The organism is Cryobacterium sp. TMS1-13-1 (genome assembly GCF_004403125.1).
GTDB lineage: Bacteria > Actinomycetota > Actinomycetes > Actinomycetales > Microbacteriaceae > Cryobacterium > Cryobacterium levicorallinum.
Genome location: NZ_SOGX01000010.1, coordinates 258,679 through 284,553, shown reverse-complemented (window position 1 = coordinate 284,553; position 25,875 = coordinate 258,679). Strand labels below are relative to the sequence as shown.

General features: G+C 64.9%; 23 protein-coding genes and 2 tRNA genes. 2 read left to right on the top strand and 23 right to left on the bottom strand.

The features are described 5' to 3' along the window. The first annotated feature begins 8 nt into the window (after nt 1-8). Nucleotides 9-746 carry a potassium channel family protein gene (locus E3T31_RS10655; RefSeq protein WP_134468693.1) on the top strand — a complete coding sequence of 246 codons (738 nt, stop codon included), beginning with the start codon at nt 9-11 and terminating at the stop codon, nt 744-746. Here E3T31_RS10655 and E3T31_RS17810 read toward each other — a convergent pair. The 5 genes from E3T31_RS17810 to E3T31_RS10635 all read right to left on the bottom strand — a co-directional run bounded on the left by E3T31_RS17810 (nt 726) and on the right by E3T31_RS10635 (nt 4,904). Beyond that, nucleotides 726-959: a hypothetical protein gene (locus E3T31_RS17810; protein ID WP_166788469.1), complete on the bottom strand. Its 234-nt coding sequence runs from the start codon at nt 957-959 to the stop codon at nt 726-728. The two genes, E3T31_RS10655 and E3T31_RS17810, sit on opposite strands and share 21 nt — an antisense overlap. Nucleotides 960-1,117: 158 nt before the next feature. Continuing rightward, entirely contained in the window at nt 1,118-1,816 is a 699-nt protein-coding gene (locus E3T31_RS10650; RefSeq protein ID WP_134468692.1) for a hypothetical protein, read from the bottom strand. A 630-nt stretch (nt 1,817-2,446) separates the two neighbouring features. Next, nucleotides 2,447-2,520, bottom strand: a tRNA-Ile gene (locus E3T31_RS10645). 38 nt (nt 2,521-2,558) lie between these two features. Next, on the bottom strand, nt 2,559-3,830 hold the full coding sequence (locus E3T31_RS10640) for a glycosyltransferase (RefSeq protein WP_370304469.1): 1,272 nt from the start codon (nt 3,828-3,830) through the stop codon (nt 2,559-2,561). A 159-nt stretch (nt 3,831-3,989) separates the two neighbouring features. Continuing rightward, a complete protein-coding gene (locus tag E3T31_RS10635) occupies nt 3,990-4,904 on the bottom strand; it encodes a DMT family transporter (protein ID WP_134468691.1) in 915 nt (304 codons plus the stop codon). 40 nt (nt 4,905-4,944) lie between these two features. On the opposite strand from E3T31_RS10635, the gene def reads away from it, so the two are divergent. Continuing rightward, on the top strand, nt 4,945-5,517 hold the full coding sequence (def, locus tag E3T31_RS10630) for a peptide deformylase (RefSeq protein WP_134443335.1): 573 nt from the start codon (nt 4,945-4,947) through the stop codon (nt 5,515-5,517). Here def and E3T31_RS10625 read toward each other — a convergent pair. From E3T31_RS10625 to pyrF, 18 genes are all read right to left on the bottom strand, one after another. Beyond that, complete coding sequence (locus E3T31_RS10625; RefSeq protein WP_104134558.1) at nt 5,514-5,819, bottom strand: AzlD domain-containing protein; 306 nt, start codon at nt 5,817-5,819, stop codon at nt 5,514-5,516. The genes def and E3T31_RS10625 overlap by 4 nt on opposite strands. Then, nucleotides 5,816-6,580, bottom strand: coding sequence for an AzlC family ABC transporter permease (locus E3T31_RS10620; RefSeq protein ID WP_134468690.1), 765 nt, complete (start codon nt 6,578-6,580; stop codon nt 5,816-5,818). Before E3T31_RS10620 ends, E3T31_RS10625 begins: the two co-directional genes overlap by 4 nt. A gap of 9 nt (nt 6,581-6,589) precedes the next feature. Then, nucleotides 6,590-7,465 (bottom strand): sensor histidine kinase, encoded by an 876-nt coding sequence (locus tag E3T31_RS10615; protein WP_134468689.1) that lies wholly within the window; start codon nt 7,463-7,465, stop codon nt 6,590-6,592. 124 nt (nt 7,466-7,589) lie between these two features. Next, nucleotides 7,590-7,662, bottom strand: a tRNA-Asn gene (locus E3T31_RS10610). Between the two features lie 229 nt (nt 7,663-7,891). Beyond that, entirely contained in the window at nt 7,892-8,806 is a 915-nt protein-coding gene (locus E3T31_RS10605; protein WP_134468688.1) for an ATP-binding cassette domain-containing protein, read from the bottom strand. Then, nucleotides 8,803-10,515 carry an ABC transporter ATP-binding protein gene (locus E3T31_RS10600; protein ID WP_134468687.1) on the bottom strand — a complete coding sequence of 571 codons (1,713 nt, stop codon included), beginning with the start codon at nt 10,513-10,515 and terminating at the stop codon, nt 8,803-8,805. The genes E3T31_RS10605 and E3T31_RS10600 overlap by 4 nt, the downstream gene beginning before the upstream one ends. Next, nucleotides 10,515-11,603, bottom strand: coding sequence for an ABC transporter permease (locus tag E3T31_RS10595; protein ID WP_134468686.1), 1,089 nt, complete (start codon nt 11,601-11,603; stop codon nt 10,515-10,517). The genes E3T31_RS10600 and E3T31_RS10595 overlap by 1 nt, the downstream gene beginning before the upstream one ends. 2 nt (nt 11,604-11,605) lie before the next feature. Continuing rightward, nucleotides 11,606-12,700 (bottom strand): ABC transporter permease, encoded by a 1,095-nt coding sequence (locus E3T31_RS10590; RefSeq protein WP_134468685.1) that lies wholly within the window; start codon nt 12,698-12,700, stop codon nt 11,606-11,608. A gap of 115 nt (nt 12,701-12,815) precedes the next feature. Next, nucleotides 12,816-14,447: an ABC transporter substrate-binding protein gene (locus E3T31_RS10585; protein WP_134468684.1), complete on the bottom strand. Its 1,632-nt coding sequence runs from the start codon at nt 14,445-14,447 to the stop codon at nt 12,816-12,818. 182 nt (nt 14,448-14,629) lie between these two features. Continuing rightward, nucleotides 14,630-16,495 (bottom strand): DNA primase, encoded by a 1,866-nt coding sequence (gene dnaG, locus E3T31_RS10580; RefSeq protein WP_134468683.1) that lies wholly within the window; start codon nt 16,493-16,495, stop codon nt 14,630-14,632. A 42-nt stretch (nt 16,496-16,537) separates the two neighbouring features. Further along, nucleotides 16,538-18,079: an RsmB/NOP family class I SAM-dependent RNA methyltransferase gene (locus E3T31_RS10575; RefSeq protein ID WP_134468682.1), complete on the bottom strand. Its 1,542-nt coding sequence runs from the start codon at nt 18,077-18,079 to the stop codon at nt 16,538-16,540. Beyond that, nucleotides 18,076-18,993: a methionyl-tRNA formyltransferase gene (gene fmt / locus E3T31_RS10570; protein WP_134468681.1), complete on the bottom strand. Its 918-nt coding sequence runs from the start codon at nt 18,991-18,993 to the stop codon at nt 18,076-18,078. Before fmt ends, E3T31_RS10575 begins: the two co-directional genes overlap by 4 nt. Beyond that, entirely contained in the window at nt 18,994-21,165 is a 2,172-nt protein-coding gene (locus tag E3T31_RS10565) for a primosomal protein N' (protein ID WP_166788468.1), read from the bottom strand. Between the two features lie 14 nt (nt 21,166-21,179). Continuing rightward, the gene (gene metK, locus E3T31_RS10560) at nt 21,180-22,373 is read right to left on the bottom strand and encodes a methionine adenosyltransferase (RefSeq protein ID WP_134468680.1); all 1,194 of its coding nucleotides are present in this window, start codon (nt 22,371-22,373) and stop codon (nt 21,180-21,182) included. Nucleotides 22,374-22,455: 82 nt separating this feature from the next. Then, nucleotides 22,456-23,682, bottom strand: coding sequence for a bifunctional phosphopantothenoylcysteine decarboxylase/phosphopantothenate--cysteine ligase CoaBC (coaBC, locus tag E3T31_RS10555; RefSeq protein ID WP_134468679.1), 1,227 nt, complete (start codon nt 23,680-23,682; stop codon nt 22,456-22,458). Between the two features lie 25 nt (nt 23,683-23,707). Further along, nucleotides 23,708-23,968, bottom strand: coding sequence for a DNA-directed RNA polymerase subunit omega (gene rpoZ, locus E3T31_RS10550; protein WP_092107764.1), 261 nt, complete (start codon nt 23,966-23,968; stop codon nt 23,708-23,710). 92 nt (nt 23,969-24,060) lie between these two features. Beyond that, the gene (gene gmk / locus E3T31_RS10545; protein WP_134468678.1) at nt 24,061-24,981 is read right to left on the bottom strand and encodes a guanylate kinase; all 921 of its coding nucleotides are present in this window, start codon (nt 24,979-24,981) and stop codon (nt 24,061-24,063) included. After that, complete coding sequence (pyrF, locus tag E3T31_RS10540) at nt 24,974-25,867, bottom strand: orotidine-5'-phosphate decarboxylase (RefSeq protein ID WP_241977829.1); 894 nt, start codon at nt 25,865-25,867, stop codon at nt 24,974-24,976. Before pyrF ends, gmk begins: the two co-directional genes overlap by 8 nt. Nucleotides 25,868-25,875: the final 8 nt, after the last annotated feature.

Here is a 25,875-nt window from a genome sequence, read left to right as displayed (position 1 = left end):
ATCAAGGGATGACCCAATCTCGCTGGCAGCACCTTTCTGAATGGCCGCTGACGGCCGCCGCAGTGATATTTCTCGTCGCCTACACATGGGCAGTCATCGGCGACCTCCGCGGCCCTGCTGACCTCGTTGCCGAAACCGTAATCACCGCCACTTGGGTGATGTTTGCCCTGGACTACCTGGCTAACCTCACTCTTGCACCCAGACGGTGGAAGTGGTTCTACACGCACGTCTTCGACCTTCTGATCGTTGCTCTCCCCCTCTTCCGGCCACTTCGACTACTTCGCCTGGTCACCCTGCTGGCTGTGCTCCAACGCACCGCCGGTGCCGCCTTCCGAGGCCGCGTCGTCATCTATGTCGCCGGCGCAGCGGCCCTGCTGGTATTCGTCGCCGCACTCGCTGTTCTCGATAGCGAACGGGCCGCCCCGGATCCGACCATCACAAATTTTGGTGACGCTCTCTGGTGGGCATTCGTCACCGTGACAACGGTCGGATACGGCGATTTTGCTCCTGTGACAACACAAGGACGCCTGATAGCCGGCGCGCTTATGCTCGGTGGTGTGGCACTTCTCGGCGTCGTGACAGCGACCCTCGCCTCGTGGATCGTCGAGCGCGTTTCACAACAGGAAGAGGATGAGCAAGCGGCGACACGCGGTGAGATCCGAGCTCTGGGAGAACAAATTGCGCAGCTCCAGCACACGTTGAATCAGCGCCCAAACACCGCGGAATTATCCGTAAACGATCGCTGAGCAGCGGGTGACCAGCAAAATATTGACAAAGATGCGCATCTTGTCGCTCAGCTGGAACGCCGGTTCGATCGCCGCCAAGTAGGCGTCTGACCTCTTTTCGTACCGCCTTGCAGGCTCGGCGTTCAGACGAGCGCGCCGCCCCGTGAGGCTCGCGCCAAGCACGACGCCGAGGATCGCGACCAAGGGGCGATGAGCGGCTGCCAGTCCGTCCAAAAAGATGAACCTGTCAGGGCATACGCAAAAAGGAGAGATTTTACTGTATGCGTGGATCCGGAGGATGCCATCACGATCGTGAGAGACGGAACTCCACCACGTCGCCGTCGTTCATCCCGTAGTCCTTCGCCCTAGCTGCACGCTCTACTGACTACGCTCTAAGCCTCGACGATCATCCACTCGAGGTCCAGGGTGCGGGCCACCGCTGCCGTCTCGATCGTCTGCACAATCTGATCTGCGTGAGACGTGCTGAATACGCGCCTGACCTCGTCGACCACCTCGGTGCGCCGTTCCTCTTCCAACTCTGCGAACGACCCTTCCCTGCCGCGACGGCGCTTCCACGAGTCGCCCTCCTTTGCTCGCGCGGCCGCCAACGAGGAGTTGTAGACGAACTCGTCAAGCGAGCTCGCGGAGAAGTTGGCGGCGCGCATGTCGGTAAAAAAGTCCAGACCGTTCTTGGCTTCATCGCGCGGCCCGCCCGGATTCGGCTGGCCCGAGCTGAGGTTCATTGATTGATAGGTCCAGTAGGAGTGAAACCCTGAACCTAAGCGAAGTCGTCGCGGCTCGACGAACGTGGAATGGGCGACTAGAGCACTTGCCGCAAAGTGCGAATACAGCGCGTCCCGCGTCGCGAATCCAGCGCACACATAGCGCACTTGAGCCTGGACGCCGAACTGCGATTCAAGATCCGCCATTGCCTCGACTTGGTCGAAGTTGACTGTGGCGGCGCCAGCGATGCGCTTGCGCTGCATGGCATCGAAACGAAGGAACTCCTCGCCCTTCGGCCAGAGCGGCGACCGGTGGCCAACACGGAAATGTGTCGGGCGTTTGTACTGGAGGAACAGGTTCAGAAACATGCCTGAGACCGGAGACGGAAGGTCGGCATGCGATTCCCCTCAATCAAGCGATCGCTGCAGGCCGCGTGCTGTCGCATCACGTGGCAGGCATCAGCGTATCTAAAGCCCCAGTCCACGCCCGCGGTCGCCAACCCCGCGCCACCAGCGGCCGATGCAAGGGTCACCCTAGAATTCGTAGCGGTCACAGGCCGGTGCCGGCAGGGGCGAAATGGCCGCTCGCCTTCCCTCCCTCCACACAGTTATCCGGCACGTAAACGCGACGGATCCGCACGTGGCCACCGGGCAGTGCAAAGAGCCAGTGCGAAGAACCAGCCGTTCGTCGGGCTGGTGCGCTGTGTCCAGGGTCCCGGATAGTGGTCATCAGGTCGAATCTAGTATCGCCCACCACAAAAGAGCGGCAATAGCGACCAGTGCCGCGGCGCGAGCGGTGCGAATGTCGGCCGTCTGGATGGCCTTGACTCCTAGGTCGAAGGCTTTGCGCAGCGATTGCGTCGCACCCAGCTGACCAGCCCTACGGCGAAAAATTTGCTGCCCTTGAAGAACCCTTAGGTGTCTGTTTAGGTGTCTCTATGGTGAGATCAAAAAAGACGAACTTCGATTGAAATACAGTCTAACCAGCATTTTTCATTGTAGGGCGGCCGGGACTTGAACCCGGGACCGACGGATTATGAGTCCGCTGCTCTAACCAGCTGAGCTACCGCCCCAAAAAGCGCGACCAAAACGTCCCGCCAGAACTACGTGACTACTCCGGCAGATGCGCCGAGGCCCCGTTGGTGACCAAATCGCCCACCGGCTCCCCACGATACAGGCATTCGAATGTGCTCAACGTGCGCTTGATGTCGTGCGCGGCAATGAGCTTGAGCGACTCGCGCTTGAGCGCCTCCAGGAGCTCCGGCGTCGCCGTGAGCACGAGAGTGAGTTTGTCGGCGAGATCTTGCGCATCGCTCGGCTTGAACAGGTACCCGTTCGCCTGGTCATGCACGAGGTGCGGGAGCGCCATGGCGTCAGCCGCGACGATCGGCAATCCGGAGGCCATGGCCTCCATGGTGGCGATGCTCTGCAGCTCAGCGATCGACGGCATCGCGAAAACCGTCGCCCGCGAGTACGCCGCGCGCAGCTCCGCATCCGTCACGTAGCCGGTAAACGTGACCCGTGAGCGGATGCCGAGGGTGTCAGCCAGGTGCTCCAGGTTGCGTTTCTGGTCTCCCCCGCCCACGATTTCGACCTGCACATCGAGGTCGGGCTTCAACTTCGCCACCGCTTCGAGCAGCACGTCGATCTGCTTCTCGCCGGTGACCCGCCCCACGAACAGAATGCGGTTCTCCGTTCGTGGTTCAAAATTCGGCGAGTAGTTATCGGCGTCAATGCCGCAGGAAATGGCGTGGACACCGGTCAGCCCGGTGTATTTTTCCAGGAACTGGGCGGCCCGCCGGGTGGGCGTAGTCACCGCTGCGGCACGTCCGAACGTGCGCCGGGCCGCTCGCCAGGCCGCCTTGATCACGCGATCCTGAAAACCCAACGGAACCAGGGAAAATTTCACCATGTTCTCGGGCATGAAATGGTTCGTACCAACCAAACGAATGTCTCGCTTCGCCGCCTCGATCGACACGCCACGCCCGACGTTGATGTGCGACTGAAAATGCACGACGTCTGGGCGGTAGGAATCGAGAATGCGACGGCTCTGGCCGCGAACCAGCCACGGCAGCGCAAACCGCAGCCAGTCGTGCGGATACCAGCGCCAGCTGTGCAGGCGGTGCACCACCAGGGGCTGGCCCTCGTGCATCTCGGTCCAGCTGCCGTGCTTGCGTGATGCAGCGGGCGCCATGATCTGCACCTCGTGGCCCCGTTCCACCAGGCCGGCGGCGAGCCGCTCGGCGAAACGCGCAGCCCCGTTCACGTCGGGAGCAAACGTGTCCGCAGCGATGAGCACCCGAATCGGCGGTTTTTTCGCCGAGGCATTCGGGCCACGCTGTGGCGCAACGCCCGGAGTCGGGCTGCTCTGCAAGTCGGTCACATCTGACAAGTGGAGTGGTCCCTACGTTGGTGGGCCGGGAACATCGTCCGGCAGAAAGTCTCGGGCGCGCTCGGTCGTTGACGCGGCGTACACGACCCTATTCTAAACCGAGCATCGCGAGACGCGCCCGCACCGTAGAACACCAAAATTCTTCGCGTTTCAGCGATCCAACTGGGGATGATACCGTGCGAGCAAAAAGACACCCCAAATGGCGATGGCGCCCGCCACGACGAAGGCGACGGCCGCTGCCGGCGGTGCCTGGCTGGCCTCGCCGAGCACAATAATGCCGATTCCCACCGCAACCAGAGGATCGACGACGGTCAGCCCTGCAATGACGAGATCCGGTGGCCCAGAGGCATACGCGTTCTGCACAAAATAGGCCCCGAGCGCAGCGGCGAGCAGCAACCCAAGCACACAGGTCAGGGTCAGCCACTCGAAATTTCCGTTCTGGGTGCGGTTGATGATGACTTTGGCGAGAGTCGCGACAAATCCGTACAGCACTCCGGCACCGAGAATATAGAAGACTGCCTGCGACCGGTGACGGAGAAAACCGAACGCCAGCGCGAAGAGCAGCAGGACGACCGCGAGCACGATGAGAATCGTGGTCAAATTGCGATCGGTGACCGGTTTGTCGATGGCGGTGAACGCAGCAACGGTCACAAACAGCCCGACACCCCCCACGCACATCGAGATCGCGATGATGCTTGCCCGGTTGAGACTGACCCGGCTGACCCGGGCATTAAGAATCGCCGTGATCACAAGGGCAACCGCACCGAGCGGCTGCACGACGATGATGGGCGCAAAGGCGAGGCTCGTGAGCTGGAACACGATCGCCAGGCCAAGCATGAGCGATCCGAACACCCAGGACGGTCGCGCGAGCAGCAAGGTCAACTGCCGAACGTTGAGTCCACCGGTGACCGCTTCAGTGCGCGCTTCGACCTTGGTGACCCCACGATGCTGGAACTGAGCGCCGAGGGAGAGGAAGACCGCGCCGACCAGGGCCAGCGGAATTCCGATGGCCTGCCTGGGATCAATGGCGATTTCACTCGCCAGATCGGTTAGGTCAGAGGTCACTTCATGACCCTACCTACAAGCTTCCCGATATTCTGGAGAAATGCCCGTACGCGCGATAGTAATTTCTGGTGACCCCGTTCTCCACTCCCCCGCAGCTCCCGTCGTCGATTTCGACGACAATCTGCGCGACCTGGTGCGAGACATGTTCGAGACGATGGATGCTGCGCCGGGGGTGGGATTGGCCGCCACGCAGGTGGGTGTCGGGCTGCGAATCTTCACCTACAGCTATCAGGACGACGACGAAGTGACCTGGCGAGGCGTCGCGATCAACCCGGAGCTCTGGATCACCCCGGTCTCCGCCGAACCGGTCGACGATGAGGATGCCGACGAGGATGAGGGCTGCCTGTCCTTTCCCGGTGAACGTTTTCCGCTTAAACGAGCCGAATCGGCCATTCTGCGAGCTGTCGACGCTGAGCAACAGCCCTTTGAAATTCGAGCGGATGGCTGGCTCGCCCGCATCTTCCAGCACGAGTTCGATCACCTCGACGGCACGCTCTACGTTGACCGTCTGGAGCACGTCTACGCCAAGATGGCCGCCAAGGTCGTGCGCAAGAAGAGCTGGGGCGTTCCGGGCCTGAGCTGGATCCCCGGCGTCGACAACCTCGAAGGCTAGGTCAGCGCGCGCAGCCCGGCCGCGACCAAGGCTGCCACGAGCACCACCACGATGAACGGCGTCTTGATCGCAAACAGGCCAGCCGCCACGATGACCGCTGGAATGCGAGCATCCAGCACCAGCGCCTGACCGTTGCCGAGCGTCTGCACCGCGATCAACGCGGCCAGCAAGGCCACGGTCAGCAGATCGGCGATGCGGGCCGGCGTTGGCTTGTGCAGCAGAGCCGGAGGCACCAGGTATCCGGCGAGTTTGAGCGCCAGCACGGCGATCGAGGCGGCAATGATGATCTGCCAGAGTGTCATGAGTTCAGCCCCGCTCCATCGATCGGTCGGCGAGTGGATGCCCCGCCCGGCACGCCGGGTGTGCCCAGCCAGTTGAACAAGCCGACCACGACCGCGACGAGCGCTGCGACCAGCACGGGCAGGCCCGGCATGAGCACGGGGGTGAGCGTCGCGGCGACGACCGCAGCGGCGACGGCCACCGCGACCGCCTGCATCCGCTTCAATCGTGGCCAGAGCAGGCCGACGAAGGCCGCTGCGGCAGCCGCATCGAGGCCGTAAGCCCGAGTGTCTCCGAGGGCATCACCGAGCAGGGCGCCGAGCATGGTTGTGATGTTCCAGCCGATGAAGACGGCGAGACCGGTGACCCAGAAGCCGACCCGCCGACTACGCGGGGTGGGCTGGGCCAGGGCGACCGCCGTCGATTCGTCGATGGTGATCCAGGCGGCGGCGAACCGTTTCCAGAGCCCGGTGCCGACGATCGGTGCGGTGCGCATGCCGTAGATGCCGTTTCGCACGCCGAGGAGGGCCGCGCTCGCGATCGCCGCCGGGCCGGCCGCGACACCGCCGGCGGCGAGAACACCGACCAGGGCGAACTGGGAACCGCCGGAGAACATCACGATGCTGATGAAGCAGGTCTGCCAGATGTCGAGTCCGGCGGCGACCGACAGAGCGCCGAAAGACACTCCGTAGGCGGCGGTCGCGAGTCCCACGGCGATGCCTTCGCGGGTCACCAGTCGTTGCTGACGCTGTTCGTCAACCTTTTCGGCCAGAATTTCGCTCATGCCGCTGGTCTACCGGGACAGGTCGACGCCGTGCACGCCGTTGTGAAAGCGCAGCGATGGGAACACGGCCGACACGGAGAACCCCAGGCCGGGAACGGTTCCGGCATTGAACACGCCGCCGAACAGCTGGGCGCGCTCGCGCATCTGGGTGATGCCGGGGCCGGCAATGCTCTCGCTGAGGGCCTTGAGGTCGTCTTCGATCGAATACGGGGTGCGCGCCGCCTGTTCGCCGGCCTCCTTGCCGTCACGACGGGCGGCGGCCCGAATGCCGTCATCATCGACGAGCAGCTGCAGGCCGTCCCGCGTCCAGGTGAACGACACACGGGCCTCGGTGCCGACCCCACCATGCTTGAGCGCGTTCGACAGGGCGCTCTGCAGAATGCGGAAAATGGCCAGTTCGGCGCCCGCCTTGAGGGCGAAGCGCTCGCCGGATTCGCTGAAACTGACCACCAGTCCGGCGTCGCGCATGACCCGAAACAGGTCGCGGGTGGACTGCGGGCCGGGCTGCAGGGCGCCGACGGTTTCGCCTTCGCGCACGATCGTCAGCACCCGGCGCATGTCCGCGAGGGCCACTCGGCCGTCGTCGACGAGCGCGGTGGCAGCGCGTACGGCCGTGGAGGGATCACTTTCGGCGGTGTACCGTGCGCCTTCGGCCCGGGTGATCAGGCGGGCAATGGTGAGCACGGCGCCGTCCTGCAGCTCGCGGATGATAGCCAGGCGCCCCTGTTGCTCGGCGAGAGACAGTTCCAGCTCGATGCGCACGCGCTCGGCGGCGTTGCGGTCAAAGATGATCCGGCGAGAGCGCAGCAGGCCGATCACCCAGAGCACCAACAACGCACCACACAGTGCGCCGAGCGCCGGTACCAGAAGTTGCGCGAACTCCACTGCTGACCGCCGTCTCTTGTGCCGAAGCCCTGGCGCCCGTTGAAAATTGAGGAAGACCTTTTTTGTCGGCCGGAATATACCGACAAAAAAGGCCACCCGGGGTGGAGCCCTGAGTGGCCTTTCGCTCCCCGACTTGGACTCGAACCAAGAACCTGCGCATTAACAGTGCGCTGCTCTGCCAATTGAGCTATCGAGGAATGCTTGAGCAGCGTTGCTACTTTACCAAGTTTTCTTGCGGGGCCCAAACCACAACGGGTTCTGTTCGCCTCCGCTGGCGCCATTCGCAGGGCTCAGAACGCGTTCAGCCCCGGAAAGTCGGGCCGACGCAACAGTTGCGCAGTCTCACGCACCAAAGTACGGTCGGGCGTGTCGGCGCGGTCACGACTGCTCCGGCCCGAAATCGGGAGGGAGGGGCCGTGATTGATCTCAAAAGCGAACTGCGGCATCCGTTTCATCGCCGCTATCGGCGGCATCGCGCGCGCTGGCCTCGTCGACGTCGGTGTGAACGTTCGGTTCGACTTCGGCTGGCTGCAGGGCGGCGGCAAGCCCCTTGACATACGGGTGCCACGGGTCCCGAAAGACCTCCTCGATGGTGCCGAGGCCGACCAACACACCCTGATGCATGACACCGATACGGTTGGCGACCTGCCGCAGCACGGCCAGGTCGTGGCTGATCACGAGCGCCGAGAAAGATCGCTCCAGCTGCAGCTCGCTGATCAGGTCGATGATGGCGCCGCGCACCGTAACGTCAACGCCCGCTGTGGGCTCGTCAGCGATCAAGAGCGACGGTCCGAACACAAGGGCGCGAGCCAGCGCCACGCGCTGACGCTGGCCGCTGGAGAGCTCATACGGGTACTGGCCGAGAACGACCAGTGGCAACCGCACCGCATCGATCATGGTGGCGACCCGTACCCCGAGGGCACTACGGTTGTAGCGTCGATCGCGTTCGAGCACCGGTTCGGCGACAATCTCGGCGACCGTCATGGTCGACGGCAGGGTATCGGCCGCGTCCTGGGCGAGCAAGCCGACACCGAAGGTGAGCCGCGCCAGCTTGCGTTTGCTGATGCGGCGGAGGCCGAAGCCGAGCACGGTCGCCTCGCCCCCGGTGATCTGGGGACGGATGCCGGTGCTCTCGCTGACAAACGCGTCACCGGAGAGCACCCGGGCCAGAGTGCTCTTGCCGGAACCACTCTCGCCGAGCAACCCCACGACCTCGCCCGGAGCGATGCGCAGGGTGAAGCCGTGCACCGCGACAAACGCCGGGCTCGCCCCGTGCGGCGGGTATTCGATGGTCAGATCACTGGAATTGATCGGGGGAACGGATGCCGCATCTTGCTTCATACGGTCTGTCCTGCCGCACGCAGAAGGCGAAGCTCGTCCCGGCGCAAGGCCTGCGTGGCCGGGTCGGGCACCGGAAGCGAGGCGAGCAGCCGCTGCGTGTACGGATCTTTCGGAGCTCCGAGCACCTCGGCGCCGGTGCCTTCCTCGACCAATTTTCCCTTATACAGCACGGCAATGCGGTCAGCGAGAATGTCGACGACGGCAAGGTCGTGACTGATGAACAAGGCCGCGAACCCGAATTCCGCCTGGATCTCGGCGAAGAGTTCGAGCACCTTCGCCTGCACGGACACGTCGAGAGCGCTGGTCGGTTCATCGGCGATAAGCAGGCTCGGCTCGAGCGCGAGCCCACGAGCCAGGCTGGCCCGTTGCCGCTGGCCACCGCTGAGCTCGTGCGGGTACCGGTCGCCGAAAGCTTTGGGCAGCTGCACGGCTTCGAGCAGTTCGTCTACCCGCTTGCGGGCGGCCCGGGTGTTCGCTGCCCGCCCGTGCACGACGAGCGGCTCGGCGACGCATTCGGCAATGGTGAGTAACGGGTTGAAGCTCGAAGCCGGGTCCTGAAAGATAAATCCGATGTCGCTGCGCACCTTCTTGAAGGCGCGTTCCCTGAAACCATTCATCTCATGGCCGAGCACCGTCAGCGAGCCGCCGGTCACCTTGGTGAGACCGCCCATGGCCCGACCGATGGTGGTCTTGCCGGATCCGCTCTCGCCGACCAGACCGAGTACCTCGCCTGGGCGGATGCTGAAGCTCACCCCATCGACGGCGGTAAAACCGGGTTTGCCGAGCCGGCCCGGGTACTGGATCTTCAGATTGTTCGCGACGACGACCGGGGTCTGATTCACCCAATCGGACTCCCGAGCCTGCAACCGTGCGGTTGCCCGTACCGTGCCGTGGCCAACGCGGGGCACAGAGCCGAGCAGTCGCTTGGTGTACTCGTGTTTGGGGTTGGAGAACAGATCCTGGGCTGGAGCTTCTTCGACGACTTTGCCCTCGTACATCACGACGACGCGGTCGGCGAGATCGGCGACGACACCCATATTGTGGGTGATCAACACGATGGCGGTGCCGAATTCGTCGCGGCAGCGGCGGAGAAGGTCGAGGATCTCGGCCTGCACGGTCACATCCAACGCCGTGGTCGGCTCGTCGGCGACGATGAGCCCGGGGTCGAGCACGAGGGCCATGGCGATGACGACCCGCTGCTTCTGGCCGCCGGAGAACTGGTGCGGGTAGTAGTCGACGCGGCTCTCCGGGTCGGGGATACCGACCCGGCCGAGAATCTCAATCGCCTTGGCGCGGGCTTCCTTGCGGCTGAATTCACCGTGGGCGCGGATGCCCTCGGCAATCTGCCAGCCGACGGTGAATACGGGGTTCAGGGCCGTTGACGGCTCCTGGAAGACCATGGAAACATCCGTTCCCCGCAGTTGACGCAGTTTCTGCTTGCTGACGGAGAGCACGTCGTTGGAGTTGGAACCGTCCTTGCTGCTCAGGATGACTGCACCGTGGGCGGTAGCCGTCTCGGGCAGCAGGCCGAGGATGGTCTTCGCGGTGACGGTCTTGCCGCTGCCGCTCTCCCCCACGATGGCGAGCACTTCTCCGGGAGCGACGCGCAGGCTCACGCCGTCGACGGCCTTGACCGCGCCACCGTCGGTGGCGAAGGTCACATTGAGGTTGTCGATGCGTACGACGTCGGGAAGGGACTGCGCGCTCATTATTTGGCCTCGAATGGGTCGTCGTTCACGTGTTGGTCGTGCGCCGGCAGGCCGGCTTCGAGCCCGTCGATACCGCCAGGACCGGCAGCCAGGGTTCCACCGGGAACGACGCTGGTCGCTGCGACGATGCCGGCCGTCTTTCCGGGGGCACGGCGACTGCGCAGCCGCGGGTCGGCGAGGTCATTGAGGCTCTCGCCGACCAGGGTGATGCCGAGCACGACGAGAACGATGGCCAGACCGGGGAACAGGCTGGTCCACCAGATGCCACTGGTGACGTCGGAGAGTGACTTGTTCAGGTCGTAGCCCCACTCGGCGGCGGAGGAGGGTTCGATGCCGAAGCCGATGAACCCGAGGCCGGCCAGGGTCAGCAGGGCTTCCGAAGCGTTGAGGGTGAAGATCAGCGGCAGGGTGCGGGTGGCGTTGCGCAGAACGTGACGGAACATGATGCGGCCGTTGCTCGCGCCGAGCACGCGGGCCGATTCCACGTAGGCCTCGGCCTTGATGCGCACAGTCTCCGCACGAATCACCCGGAAGTACTGCGGGATGAAGACCACGGTGATGGAGATCGCGGCCGCAAGGATTCCGCCCCACAGGTTGGAGCGACCGCCGGAGATGACGATGCCCATGACGATGGCGAGCAGCAGCGGCGGGAAGGCGTAGACGGCGTCGCAGATGACGACGAGCACACGGTCGAGCCAGCCGCCGAAGTAGCCGGAGACCAGCCCGAGCGCCACACCGGCGAAGATCGACAGCACGACGGCGACGACCATGACGGTGATCGCGGTCTGCGAGCCCCAAATGACCCGCGAAAGCACGTCGTAGCCGCCGACGGTGGTGCCGAGCAGGTGGTTACCACCGGGTTCTTGCTGGGCGCCGAAGGGGCCGCTGTCATCGCGCAGCTGGCTGTAGCCGTACGGCGCGAGCAGCGGCGCGAAGATCGCGGTGAGAATGAAGATGCCGGTGAGCACGAGGCCGACCACGAGCATTCCTCGTTGCAGGCCGACGCTTTGACGGAGTTGATGCACGACGGGCAGCCGAGTCCAGAGTGGAGCCTTGTGGGCGTTCGTGCTGTCAGTGAACGTTGTCATGGTCAGTACCGCACTCTCGGGTCGATGAGCGCGGCAATGATGTCCACGATGAAGTTGGACAGGGCCACAATCACGGCGAGCAGGGCAACGATGCCCTGCACGGCCACGAAGTCACGGGCTTTGACGAACTCGATGAGGATAAAGCCCAGCCCCTTCCACTCAAAGGTCGTTTCGGTCAGGACAGCACCACCGAGCAGGAGGGCTATCTGAAGGCCAATGACGGTGATGATCGGAATGAGCGCGGGGCGGTAGGCGTGCTTGCTCACGAGGCGGAATTCACTCACCCCGCGCGAGCGGGCAGCATCCACATAGTCGGTACCGAGGGTGCCGATGATGTTGGTACGCACGAGGCGCAGGAAGACGCCAGCCGTGAGCAGGCCCAGCGCGAGAGCGGGCAGCACAGCGTGGAGCAGAACATCAGCCAAGACGGCCGGGTTTCCGGTCTTCAACGCGTCGATGAAATATACGCCGGTCTTGTCTGAGAGAAACTGCAATTGTAGTTCTGAACCAATGGTGGCGCGACCGGCGACCGGCAGGACCTTGAGCCAAACTGCGAAGACGAGCTTGAGCAGCAGTCCGGCGAAGAACACCGGTGTGGCATAGCAGAGAATGGCGAAGACACGAAGGAAGGCATCCGGCGCCTTGTCCCGCCAGTATGCGGCAACCATACCGAGAGGGATTCCCACGATGAAGGCCACGATAAGGGCGTAGAACACCAGCTCGGCGGTCGCGGATCCGTAGGTGAGCAGAACCTCAGACACCGGCCGGTTGGTGCTAATCGTCGTGCCGAAGTTGCCGGTGAATACCTGGCCGAGGTACTCAAAGTATTGGACGACGATAGGCCGGTCGTAGCCAGCCGCGCTGATGCGTTCGGCGAGCTGATCCGGGCCGAGCTTTCCGCCCAACGCGGCCGTGATCGGGTCACCCGTCGTGCGCATCAACCAAAACACCATCGATACCAAAATGAGGATCGTCGGAAAGATGAGCAGGAACCGAATGAGGAGATACCGACCGATTCCGCCACCTTGACCGGTCTTCTTTTTCGAAACACGTCCGCCGGCGGGCGGAGCAGATGGCTTTAGGGCCACAGTGGACATAAATACCTCACGATTGCACGATTTTACGATTGCAACAAAATCGGGGGTATCCAGCGATTGCATCGCTGGATACCCCCGGTGATCAGACTAGAGAAAACTCTAGTCGCAGTCCGGGCTAGCCCTTGGCCAGCGCGCCGTAGCGGAACTTGAACGACAAGTCCAGGGTGTTTTCTGCCCCGGTAATGTCGGTCCCCGTGATGGCGACCTGCGCGCCCTGCAGCAGCGGTACTGTCGACAGCTGGGCCGCGACCTTGTCCTGGATTTCCTCGATGAGCGCGGTACGCTCGTCGGGGTCGTTGGTAACACCCTGCTTCTTGATCAGAGCGGTAACCTCGGTGTCGTCGTAGTGATTCTGCAGAAAGTTACCCTCAGCGAAGAACGGCAACAGGTAGTTGTCAGCGTCGGAATAGTCCGGGAACCAGCCGAGCTGATAGGCCGGGTACACGTCGGCCGTTCTGTCCTTGGAGTACTGAACCCATTCCGTCGTCTGAAGGTTTACTGTGAACAATCCAGACGCTTCGAGCTGGTCCTTCACCATGGCGTACTCATCGCCAGAGCTGGGGCCGTAGTGGTCGTTACTGTACTGCAGGTTGAGTTCTACCGGCTCAGTAATGCCGGCTGCTTCGAGACCAGCCGCCGCCTTCGCCGCGTCGGGTCCCCCTTCACCGTCGCCGTAGAGCCCCTTGAGGGACTCGTTAGCTCCGGTAAGTCCGGCTGCCACGTAGGAGTACAGGGGAGTAAATGACCCCTTGTAGACCTGGCTGGCGATCTCTTCCCGGTCAACAAGATCGGCGACGGCCACTCGAACAGCGAGGGCCTTTACCGGGTCGGCTTCTGCGGTCGTCGCGCCGAAGGGCTGCGTGTTGAAGTTGAATGTGATGTACCGAATCTCGCCGCCGGGTCCGTCAACGACCTTGACCGCATCGTTTCCGCGCAGGTCATCGATGTCGGTCGCCGACAGACTGCGCCACGCGACGTCGATGTTGCCTTCCTGAACATCCAGCTTGAGGTTGGATGCGTCGGTGTAGTACTTGACGTTAATGACGTCGGTCTTGGCCGCCCCGAGCAGGCCCTGGTAACCCTCATAGGCCTTGTAGGAGAGCAGGTTGTTGAAGTCGTAGCTCGTCAACACGTACTGGCCAGCGAATGCGTTGGCAGCGACGATGTCGTCGTCGGTCGTCAGCTCGGTGGCCGAGAAGGAGTCCTCGTCGACGATGACTCCGGCGGGACTCGACAGGATCTGCGGGAAGATCTGGTCGTTCCCTGCCTTCAGCGTGAAAACGACTGTGGTGTCGTCAATGGCCGCGGTGCTGTCTAAATTAGCGAGCAATGCCGAGGGTTCATTGTCGGCAACAATGGCGAGCTGACGGTCGAAGCTGAACTTGACGTCCGACGCGGTGAGCGCGTTTCCGTTCGCCCACTCTAGATCGGGCTTGAGCACGACCGTGTATTCGGTCGGTGTGGTGAACTCGGCGCTGACCGCGATGTCGGGTTCGACATCCGCGGTGCCGTAGTCGCTGTTCATGAGCAACGGAAAGACCTGGGTTTGTACCGAGAAGGAACCGGAATCGTAGGAGCCTGCGGGGTCAAGCATCGTGACCTTGTCGGTGGTGCCGATCGTGATCGGTCCGCCCGTGGAAGCGGCGGTGTCGCCGCCCGCCGAGCAGCCGGCCAGAACGAGCGCCGCAGCGGCCAGTCCGGCTGTGGCAGCGAGAGCGCGCTTGCCGTTAGTGAATGCGGATGTCATATCCGTCGTCCTCTTCCTGTAGAAGTCTCATGACCAGGAGAACCCGAGAATGGGCGCAGCTGTTCATTGCTGTTAGCCAAGAATTAGCACAGAATGCGCGGATAGCCACGATCAGCCGCAGCTTCTTTACGTATCTGCAACAAAGTCGTTGCTCATGCGCTGACTCAGAAGTTGCGCGTGGTTCACTCGTCGCGGAGGGCGCGTCGCTCGGCCTCGACGCGCACGAGTTCGCGCTGGAGCGTGCGGTACATCTCGGTCTCGCTGGCATCCGCTCGTTGCAGTCGGCCGAGCAATTCGGCCTTGAGGCGCAACAGGTCTTTGTCAATGAGCACGATGGTGATCTCACGCACGTAGCGGGTGACGTCTTTCTCGGTGCGCTCGGGCAGGTTGGCCATGGCGAGCTCCTGAACAAGGTTCTTCAGGGTGTCCGGAACCTCCGCGACGACGCGATCGAGCCAGTCGGGCGCCTCGAAGTGCGGCAAGCTCGAGGCGATCGCGTCGCGCACCACCGCGAGCGAGGTATTGGCAAAGGATGTCTGCACTGCGCTGTCGAGGATGTCCCGGCCGATCAGCGTTGGGCGCTGCAGCATGGCCATGAGGCCGTCGCGCTCGAGTCGGGTGACCGGGTCGCCGGGCAATTCGACCAGCGAGAATGGGCGCTCCGGCAGCACTTCGACCGCGCCGGCATGCCGGGGAGCGTTCGACCCGCCGCGCGCCGAAGAGCGCGCTCCGGACTGGGCGTTGGTGACGGCCCTGGCGACCTCGCCCATGTCAACACCGAGCATGCGCGAGAGTTCCCGGGTGTAGCCGGGGCGCAGCACGGGGTCGCGAATATCGCCGACGACGGGGGCTGCGGCACGCAGGGCGGCCGTGCGACCCTCGACCGTGTCGAGGTTGTACTGGGAAAGGATCTGCCGAATCATGAACTCGAACATCGGCTTCTTCGCGTCGACCATTCTCCTGACGGCATCATCGCCGCGCTGCAGGCGCAGGTCGCAGGGGTCGAGGCCCTCCGGGCCGACCGCGACGTAGGTCTGAGCGGAGAACCGCTGCTCCTCGCTAAAGGCACGCATGGCGGCCTTCTGACCGGCAGCGTCGGGGTCGAAGGTGAAGACGACTTCGCCGACACCGGAGTCATCGCCGAGCACGCGGCGTAACACCTTAATGTGGTCGACGCCGAACGAGGTGCCGCAGGTAGCGACGGCAGTGGTGATGCCGGCCAGATGGCAGGCCATCACGTCGGTGTAGCCTTCGACCACGACGACCTGGTGACTGCGCGAGATGTCGCGCTTGGCGAGGTCGAGGCCGTAGAGCACCTGAGCCTTGTGGTAGACCGGGGACTCGGGGGTGTTGAGGTATTTCGGGCCCTTATCGTCGTCGAGCAGCTTGCGCGCTCCGAAGCCAATGGTCTGCCCGGTGATGTCGCGAATCGGCCAGACCAGGCGCCCACGAAAACGGTCGTAGATGCCGCGATCGCCGCTCGAGACCAGACCGGACAAGGTGAGTTCCTCGGTGGTGAAGCCTTTGGCGCGGAGGTGGTTGGTCAGTTCGTCCCAGCTCTTGGGCGCAAACCCGACGCCGAACCGGGTCGCCGCGTTGGCGTCAAAACCGCGCTGCCCCAGAAACGCCCGGCCGACCTCAGCGCCCGCGCTGCCGAGCTGGTCGATGAAGAAATCGGATGCCGCCTGGTTGGCCGCGAGCAGGCGGGCACGATTGCCGTGGTCAGGGGCCGCTCCGGAGCCGTCTTCGTAGTGTAGGTCGAGGCCGACCCGACCGGCAAGCCGCTCAACGGCCTCACTGAAGCTGACGTGGTCCATCTTCTGCAGAAAGGAATAGACGTCGCCGCTCTCGCCGCAGCCGAAGCAGTGGTAGAAGCCAACCTGCGGACGCACGTGAAAGCTGGGGCTGCGTTCGTCATGGAAGGGGCAGAGGCCCTTCATCGAGCCGACACCGGCGGACTTCAAGGTGACATAGTCGCCGATGATGTCCGCGATATTGGTACGGGCCTTGACCTCTTCGATGTCGCTTTGTCGAATCAATCCAGCCATAGGTAAATTGTATCGGTGCGCGCCGACAGCACCGACGCGAGGCTAGAGGGCGCGCTGCAGCAGCGTGATGAACATGGCGTCGGTGCCGTGGCGGTGCGGCCACAGCTGAACGCTGCCGGTATCGGCGGGCAGATCGAGGTTGGCGGCGCTGAACGACTGCACGACGGCAGCCGTGTCGAGCGCCGTCACGGTTCCGCCGGCTTTGCGCACCGCCAGGGCGACGATCGCGCGGGTCTCGGCGGTGTGCGGCGAGCACGTCACATAGGCCAGGATGCCGCCGGGCTTGAGCGCGAGCAGGGCCGCGTCGATGAGTCCGGACTGCAAACCGGCGAGGTCGGCAACGTCCTTGGGCTGCTTGCGCCAGCGCGCCTCTGGCCGGCGGCGCAGAGCGCCGAGGCCCGTGCACGGCGCGTCGAGCAGAATGCGGTCGAAGGTGTCCGGGTGCGTCTGGCCGATCGTGGTGCCATCCACTTCCCACACCGGAACCGTTTCGGGCAGAGCCGCGAGGGCGGTGCGCACGAGGGTTGCCCGGGCCGGTACGAGCTCGTTCGCTACGAGCACGGCTCCCCCGGCGCGTGCTTCGGAGGCGAGCAGGGCGGCCTTGCCGCCGGGGCCGGCGCAGAGGTCGAGCCAGCGCTCCCCCGGCATGATGGGCCGCGCCCGGCTGAGCGCCAGGGCGGCGATCTGCGAGCCCTCGTCCTGCACCCGAACGCGGCCTTCCGTCGCGGTCACCAGATGGTACGGGTCGCCGGAATCCAGCACGAAACCGACCGGCGAGAACTCGTCGGCGAGGCCGAGGCGTTCCCGATCAGCGTCAGTCGCGAGACCGGGCAGCGCCACCATGTTGACCTTGGCCGCCATATTGTCGGCGGCGAGCAGGTCCGAGAGCTCGCTTTCATGGCCCTCAGCCTGCAGAGCCTTGCGAAAAGCGCGCACGATCCAGGCCGGGTGGGAGAATTCAGCGGCGAGCCGGTCATCGGCGTTGACCGAGCCCTCAAGCACCAGATCGCGCCATTCCGCAGCGCTCGAGCGGGAGATGGTGCGCAGCACCCCATTGGTGAATCCCGTCGCGGAGCGCGAGCCGACCTGCTTGGCGAGCGAGACCGACTCGTTGACCGCGGCGTGGGTGGCGACCCGCGTGGCGAGAAGCTGGTGGGCGCCGAGGCGCAGCACGTCGAGAATTGCGGGATCGATCGCGCTGACGGGACGGTTCGCGGCGAGGGCGATCACGCGGTCGTAGAAGCCCTGCATGCGCAGGGTGCCGTAGGTGAGCTCGGTCGCGAGGGCGGCATCCGCTGTATTGAGAGCGGCACGCTGAATACGGGTCGGCAGCAACAGGTTCGCGTAGGCGTCGGATTCGCGGACGGCGGCGATCACCTCGTAGGCGATGCGGCGGGCCGGCTGCACGAAATCGGCCGGGGCCTGGCGCGCGCGCGGGACACCGCCGGAGTACGCAGAGTCGGCGGCGCCGTCGCCAGCCGACCCGCCAGAACGGGCCGTGCCAGAACGCGCTGCCCCAGAACGGGCCGTGCCAGAACGCGCCGCGCCGGCATTGCCTCTTCCCCCCGTGCGATCGTCGCTCATAATGCGATCACCGATTCTGCTGCCACTCCGCGCCACCAGTCGTTCGCTGTCATTGCTGTCTTTCCGGCCGGTTGCACGCGCAGCAAAACCAGCGGTTCGGTCTGCGTGCCCACGAGCACTGTTTTTTCACGCTGCAGAATAGTTCCGGCAGGCAGGTTCGGCTCGTCGACGCTCGGAGCGACCTCGAGAAGTTTAAGAACGGCACCGTTCACCGTGGTGAACGCGCCGGGTTCGGGGGTCACGCCGCGAATACGGCTATAAACGGATGCCACCGGCTGGCCGAAATCGATGCGTGCATCGTCGCGCGTCAATTTGGGGGCAAGGGTGACCGCGCCGGTCTGCGGTACCGCCCGGGCGGTACCGGCCGCGAGCTCGGCCACGACCCACCGTAACAGCTCGGCACCGCTGAAACTGAGCTCATAGAGAAGTATTCCCGATGTGGAATGTGCTCCGAGCGGCTGGGAAAAGCTGCCGAACACGGCACCGGCATCGAGCTCAGCGACCAACTGGAACACGGCAGCACCGGTCAGCTTGTCCCCGGCGATCACGGCGCGCTGAACCGGCGATGCCCCCCGCCACCGCGGCAGGAGGGAGAAGTGCAGGTTGATCCAGCCGAGGCGCGGCACCGAGAGCAGTGGTTCGCGCACGATTCCGCCGTAGGCGACGATGACGCCGAGGTCGGGCTGCAGGGCACGGATAGTCTCGGTCGCCTCGGCGTCGAGCCGGTTGGTCTTGAGCACCGGGTACCCCCGCTCCGCGGCAGCCAGCGCGACCGGTGACGGGGTGAGGGTGCGCTTGCGGCCGAGCGGGGCATCCGCTCGGGTGATCACGGTCACAATCTCGTGATCGGTACCGGCCAGGGCCGTGAGGCTGGGTACGGCGACCTCGGGCGTGCCGGCAAAGACGATTTTCATTTAGAGCAGCTCCGGGTCATCGAATCGAACTTTAAGTGTAGGTGCCGGTTGGAACGAACCGGACTTCGGCTTGCGGCGCTTGGCTGCGTTCCGCACGACCGCGGCCTTGAGCGCATGGGCCACCTCATCGCCGCGGGCATAGCCGAATCGAACTACCGCGCGAACCAGTGGCACCTCGGTGTCGACTGGGCCGAGCACATCGAGGCCGGCCACCGCACCGAGATCGGCGAGGGCGGCGTCGACATCGGCGGCGGTTCCGGTGACGGAGGCGACGCGCACTGCCGGCGGAAACCGCAGCTGGCGGCGGTCGGCGAGCTCACTCGCCGCGAAGATATCCGGGTGCCAGGCGTTAAGCGCGCGGGCGAGCGCCCCGCCGACTCCGGCGAGGATTACGGGAGCGCCAGGGGCAGCGAGGGCGGCGGCGTTGGCCCACCAGCGCAGGCAGTCCTCGCCAACGCGCAGGGATTCCCGGGCGAGCATGCGTTCGCCATCGAGAATGAGAATGGCGCGATAGCCTCCGGTCGGAACCGGTTCGGCGCCGCGGGTCGCGATGACCAGGGCCGGCTCGGCCCCGAGTGTCTGAATGGTGTGGTCGCCGTCGGCGACGATCACCCGGGCCCCCGGGAAGGCGCGACCGAGTTCTTCGGCGGTGCGACCGGTGCCGAGTGTCACCACACGCAGCTTGGTGCCCTCGCAGTGAGCGCAGGTCCAACCGGCGGCGAGTGCGCCGCACCAGCGGCAGGACGGCACGGCCGAGGCCGATTTAAGCCCGAGCGGGCCCTGGCAATGCGTGCACCGGGCGGCCTTCTTGCAGCTTTGGCAGGCGAGCATGGGCGCATATCCGGGGCTCGCGACCTGCACGAGCACGGGGCCGTGGCCCAGCGCGTCGCGGGCGGCTTGCCACGCCGCCGATGGGATGCGGGCTGCGCGGGTCTGCTGGTCGGGCTCGGATTGAAAGTCGGTGGGGATAATGCGCGGGTGCCGGCCGGCGGCCGGATTCACGTCGGCGAGGTAGCCCAGCTCGACCAGTCGCTGGGTTTCGACGCTGCGCGAATGGCCGAGAAAGACCAGGGCGCATTCGGTGTCCTGCTGACGCACCAGGGCCGCGTCGCGGGTGTTCACGTAGGGGCTGAGCGGCTCGGTGTAGAGCGGGTCGCCGTCGTCCCAGACGGCGATGAGGCCCAGGTCCTGCGCCGGGGCGTAGACGGCCGAGCGGTTGCCGAGGATGATGCGCGGTTCCGGTTGCAGGCAGGCGAGGAAGGCGCGGTAGCGGTCGGGGTTCGGCTGGCGGGCGTCGACGCGGCTCAGCGGCAGGGTCGGCGCGAGCTGGGCCACGGCGGCCTGCACCTGGTCCTGGTCGCGAAAGTCGGGAACGCAGAGGATGGCGCTCTGCCCGGCACCGAGGGTGGCGACGGCGAGTTCGGCGAGGGTCTGCGCCCAGCGGCCGATGGTCGTGCCGTCGTCGAGCTGCGTGAGTTCGGGGATCGCGGCGACGGCAACCCGGTGGTGCTCCATAATGACGCTGTCGAGGCGGCCGGTCGGGTAGCCGACGAACGCGGGAGTCGCCAGGGCAATCGAGACGGGCGATGGTGTCGGAATGGCGGTCTGGACAGGCTCGACCAGCGGATGATTCGGTGCCGAAGCGGGTGGCGGTATCGGAACGGCGGTCTCGGAAGGCGCGGCTGGCATAACCGGTGCGTCCGGGACGGCAGGCTCCGGAGCGGCCGGGAAACCGGGCTCCCGTGCAACGGGTACAACAACGGCAGCAGCAGCCCGCGCCGCCAGCCAGGCCTTTTCAACGCGCACCTGGCGCGGCGGCACGGCGAGACGGATGATGTCACTCGCGTTCCCCGCCGCCCGATCCGCTAGTCGGCGCGCCAGCTTCCAGACGGCCGGCGTGAGTACGACCGCCGTGGAAACGACCGAGTCAAGCGGGCTGAGCGCGCCCCGGTAGGCGGCATCCGTTGTCGAAGCGGACTCGATGCAAGGATCAAACAGCTCGATCACATAGGCGTCGACTACCCGCCCACCGGAGCGAAACGGCACCTTAACCCGCACCCCGACAGCCACCTGCCCGACCAGTTCGGCGGGTACGCCGTAGTCGAACAGGTGGTCAAGCTGCGGCAGCGGGGAATCGATCAGCACCCGTGCGACGAGGCCGGTGTGCGTCATGATGAGGCCAGAGTTCAGAGGCCGGCGGCGCTGCGCAGGTCGTCGACCTTGTCGAGGCGCTCCCAGGTGAAGTCGGGAAGCTCCCTGCCGAAGTGGCCGTAAGTGGCCGTCTGCGCGTAAATGGGGCGCAGCAGGTCAAGGGAGTGGATGATGGCGGCCGGGCGCAGGTCGAACACCGCACGAATCGCCGCGGTGATCTCCTTGTCAGGCAGTACGCCGGTGCCGAAGGTTTCGACGTAGAGTCCGACCGGGGAGGCCTTGCCGATCGCGTAGGCGACCTGCACCTCGAGGCGCTCGGCCAGGCCGGCCGCAACTGCGTTCTTGGCGACCCAGCGCATGGCATAGGCAGCCGAGCGGTCGACCTTGGACGGATCCTTGCCGCTGAACGCTCCGCCACCGTGTCGGCTCGATCCGCCGTAGGTGTCGATAATGATCTTGCGACCGGTGAGGCCGGCGTCGCCCTGCGGGCCACCGATTTCGAAGCGGCCGGTGGGGTTGATCAGGGTCGACAGCGATGACGAGTCAAGGTCGATGCCCGCGAGCACCGGGCGAATCACGAGCTCTTCAACCTCGGCGCGCAACCGCTCCGTGGTCACGGACGGCGCGTGCTGGGTCGAGACCACGACGGTCTCGACCGTACGCGGAATGATGCCGTCGTAGCCGATGGTGACCTGGGTCTTTCCGTCGGGGCGCAGATAGTCGAGCTCGCCGTTTTTGCGCACGAGGGCCAGGCGTTCGGCCAGCCGGTGGGCGATCCAGATCGGGATCGGCATGAGTTCGGGCGTCTCGCGCGTGGCGTAACCGAACATGATGCCTTGGTCGCCCGCGCCTTGCCGATCGAAGTCGTCGAGGCTGGACTGCTCGCGCGTCTCGAAGGCATTGTCGACGCCCTGGGCGATATCGGGCGACTGGCCGCCGATGGAGATTTCGACACCGCAGGAGCGGCCGTCGAACCAGACGTCCGACGAGTCGTAGCCAATGTCGGTGATGCACTTGCGCACGATCAACGGGATCTCGACGTACGCCTCGGTGGAGACCTCGCCGGCCACGTGCACGAGGCCCGTGGTGACGAGGGTCTCGACGGCGACCCGGCTGTGCGGGTCGTCGGTGAGCAGGGCATCGAGAATGCTGTCGGAGATCTGGTCGCAGATCTTGTCGGGGTGACCCTCGGTGACTGATTCCGAGGTGAAGAGGCGAAGATCGCTCATCTGGCCCGTCTCTGTAGATGTTGATTATCTACGTATAAAAAACGTAGAAGTTGAATGTGGTGCCGGTCTGTCGAAGCCGCGGCTAACCGATCAGGTCAAGTATGCAATTGGCCACCGACATTTTGCTTCCGGAGGCCTCGTTCACTATAACTCCGCCGTGATCGAGCACCGTGACGGTGTTACGTTCCGCGCCGAAACCGGCGTCCGCGCCGACCCGGTTCACCACTAGAAAGTCGCAGCCCTTGCGGGCCATTTTCTCGCGGCCGAGCGCGATCAGCCGGTCGGCATCCGCTTCGGTTTCGGCAGCGAAGCCGATGATCTGCTGACCCGGTCTGCGGGAAGCGGACAGTCCGGCCAGAATGTCCGGGTTTTTGACCAGTTCGAGCGTGAGGGTGTCGCCGACCTCGTTTTTCTTGATCTTGCCGAGCTGCACGCTCTTCGGCCGGTAGTCGGCGACGGCGGCGGCCATGATGATCACGTCGGCCGATGCAGCGGCCGTCGTCATGGCCTCCAGCATCTCCTGGGCGCTGCCCACCAGCACGCACGACACGCTGGTCGGAACCGGCACCTCAAGGTTGGCCGCGACCAGAGTAACCCGAGCCCCACGGGCGAGCGCGGCCTGGGCGAGCGCAACACCCTGCTTGCCACTGGACCGGTTGCCGAGGTACCGCACCGGGTCGAGCGGTTCCCGGGTACCGCCGGCGCTGATCAGCACGTGTCGTCCAGCGAGATCCTGCCGCGCGGATGCCGCGGCCTCCCCCGCACACGGCTCCCGATCAAGAATGGCCAGGGCCACCGCAACGATGGTCTCCGGTTCCTCCATCCGGCCAGCGCCGGAGTCGGTGCCGGTCAGACGGCCGACACCGGGGCCCACGATGGTGACGCCGCGCGAGCGCAGCACGGCCACGTTCGCCATGGTCGCCGGATTGTTCCACATTTCGGTGTGCATGGCTGGTGCGATCACGAGCGGCGCGGTGCTGGCCAGGATGGTGTTGCCGAGCAGGTCGTCGGCGAGGCCGGCGGCGAGCTTGGCGATGCTGTTGGCCGTGGCTGGGGCGACCACGATGAGGTCGGCGCCCTGGCCGATGGCCACGTGGCGTACCTCGGCGACCCCCTCATAGAGGTCGGTGTGCACCGGATTGCGGGAGATCGCCTCGAGCGTCGGCTTACCGACAAACCGCAGGGCGGCCGTGGTGGCGACGACGTGCACGGAGTCGCCGTGCAACACAAAAGCGCGCACAATGTTAACGGCCTTGTACGCTGCGATGCCGCCGGTGATACCGACGACGATCGTGCGAGGTGTCTTCATCCTGCGCGCTTTAAAAAACTGTGTGCTAGGCCTCAACGATCGGGCGGGAAACAAGCTTGTCGTCGTTGATCTCGCGCAGGGCCACGGAAAGCGGCTTGTCTTCGACGGTCGAGTCGACGAGCGGTCCGACATTGTCGAACAGGCTGCCTTCGTGCAGGTCAGCGTAGTAGTCGTTGATCTGACGCGCACGCTTGGACGCAAAAATCACGAGGGCATACTTCGAGTCGACCTTGGAGAGCAGGTCGTCGATGGGCGGGTCAATGATGCCAGTGGGCTTGTTCGCCATTGGTGTCAACTCCTAATAGAGCACGGCCTGGGGCCTGTGCGAGCTTGCGGATACGTGTCGTAATACACGTATGAATTCAACAGAAACGGGCGCTACGACAGGCTCGTTGCAGCGCGGATCTCCATCAAGTCTACGACCTCGCGAGCGGCCTCGGCGACATCGTGGTTCATCACGCGATAATCGAACTCTCCCTGGGCGGCCAATTCGAGCTTTGCGGTCTCCAGCCGACGGGCCTGCTCGGCCGAATCTTCGGTGCCACGGCCGATCAGCCGACGCACCAGTTCATCCCAGCTCGGCGGCAACAAAAACACCAGGCGGGCTTCGGGCATGGCTCGGCGCACCGCGCGAGCACCCTGCAGGTCGATTTCGAGCAGCACGCTGTTGCCAGCGGCGATAGCCGCGTCGACCGGGCCGCGGGGGGTGCCGTAGCGGTAGGCATTGTGTACCTTGGCCCACTCGAGCAGTTCGCCCGCCTCCACCATGCGGTCGAATTCCTCGTCGGAGACAAAGTAGTAGCTGAGGCCCTCGGTCTCCCCCGGGCGTGCCGCCCGGGTCGTCGCCGAGACGGAGAGCAGCACGTCGGGATAGTTCTCCCGAATGTACCCGGCGACGGTTCCCTTGCCGACCGCGGTGGGTCCGGCGAGAACGATGAGTTTGGAGTCGGCGATGTTCTTGCGCAGGGTCGGTCGTTCGGAGAGAAAATCCCGGAGCCGATCGCGCTGGTGCCGGCCGAGGCCGCCGAGGCGCTTGGACGGTGAGATTTCGAGGCGGTGGATGATGCGCTGCATCTTTGTGACGCCGATCGCCGGGATACTCACGAGCAGCTCGGTCACTCTCAAGCGGCCCTCGACCCCGATCGGGTCGGCGATGGCCGTGGCGAGAATTTCGAGCGCCGTGCGTTGACCGGAGGCGACATCCGCCTTGACCTTGGCGCGGGCGCGACGGGCCGCGACGGCGGCGCGCGACGCTGCCACCCGATCAACCTCGGGCGGGGTGGGACGGTTTTCAGCCACGGACGGCACCTACTTCGGCTACTCGGCGCTCAATGGCTTCTTCGATCCGGTGGGGTCCGGCCGAGAGCACACTGCGCGATTCACTCACGATAACCCCTCCGGCGTATCCACCATATATCGAGGTCAGATCCATAATATGCCCACCCTGGTGTCCGAAGCCGGGCGCGAGCACCGGTGTGCGAAATTCGGTCGGTGCTGCCTGCAGATCAATGCCGAATGATGACAGGTCGAGGGTAGCGCCCAGCACTACGCCGACCGACCCCAGACCGGTCGTCAGACGAGCGGATGCTGCCCGCGCGTTGCGATCCGCAACGTCGTCCAGAATGGCGCGGGCGACGCTCGAACCGGCATAGAGCCCGTCGGCGACGATGGCCCGCTGAATGTCGGCAGCTTCCGGGTTGGAGGTCGCAGCGAGCAGGAAGACTCCCTTGCCGTTCGCAGCCGCGAGGGTGAGTGGCGAGTCGAGCGAACCGACGCCCATGTACGCGGCGAGGGTGAGGGCATCCACTTCGAGCGGAGATCCGGACGAGAGCCAGGCTTGCGCGTAGGCCAGGGCGCTCGTGCCGAGGTCGCCACGCTTGGCGTCGCCGATCACGAGCAGGCCGGCCTGCCGGGCATCGGCCAGCACGCGTTCGAGGGCGACGAAGCCGGCCGAGCCGAATCGTTCGTAGAAAGCGACCTGCGGTTTGACAATGCCGACTCGGCCGGCGGCAGCGGCGACGACCATGCGACCGAAGGACTCGGCTCCAGCAGCCGTGTCGGGCAGGTTCCAATCGTCGAGCAGCCAGGAGTGCGGGTCGATGCCGACGCACAGCTGGCCGCTCTCGGCGAACACCCGCTCGAGGCGTTCACCGAAGGACAGCACGGTCGCAGGGCCGCCGTTCACAGCAGTGC